Genomic DNA, 633 nt, shown 5'->3' with positions numbered 1-633 from the left:
CTAGTAAGAGGGGTCGTTGCCAGGCGCGCTCTACCCCCGTAGAACTGGATGAGTCGCAAGGCGGACGGAGATCCCCGGGTTCACCCCCGGACCCCGGGTTCACCCCCGGACCCCGGTTCTCCCGCTCCCGCCGACGAACCCCTCTCCCTCGCGTGAGTGGCTCACGCATGCTCCGGCATGCCGGCGACCGCCCTTGTCCCCTTCGAAAGGCCCGTCCGTGTCCAACGCAGTCATCCGCCGCATCGCCGCTTCCAAGAAGACCCTCACGGGTACCGTCCTCGCCCTGGGCGTCGCCGGTTCCATGCTGGCCGCGGTTCCCGCGCAGGCCGCCCCGATGAGCGCCAAGGCGATCGCCCAGCAGATGATCAAGGACCCGGCCCAGTTCGCGGCGTTCAACAACATCGTTTCCCGCGAGAGCGGCTGGGACCCCACCGCCACGAACGCCGCCTCGGGCGCCTACGGCCTGGTCCAGGCCCTGCCCGCCTCGAAGATGGCCTCGGCGGGCTCGGACTGGAAGACCAACCCGGCCACCCAGATCAAGTGGGGCCTGGACTACATGAACTCCCGCTACGGCAGCCCCGCCGGCGCCTGGACCTTCTGGCAGAACAACCACTGGTACTAAACCACCAGCGG

The 633-nt window shown here is 68.9% G+C and carries 1 protein-coding gene; it reads left to right on the top strand.

The window, feature by feature from the left end:
- Nucleotides 1-217 precede the first annotated feature (217 nt).
- Entirely contained in the window at nt 218-622 is a 405-nt protein-coding gene (locus tag AC6CKD_RS37955; protein ID WP_498333986.1) for an aggregation-promoting factor C-terminal-like domain-containing protein, read from the top strand.
- Nucleotides 623-633 lie beyond the last annotated feature (11 nt).

The organism is Streptomyces sp. GQ60 (assembly GCF_059758875.1).
The sequence above is the reverse complement of the archived record's forward strand: the minus strand, read 5'-3'. Positions and strand labels throughout refer to the sequence as shown.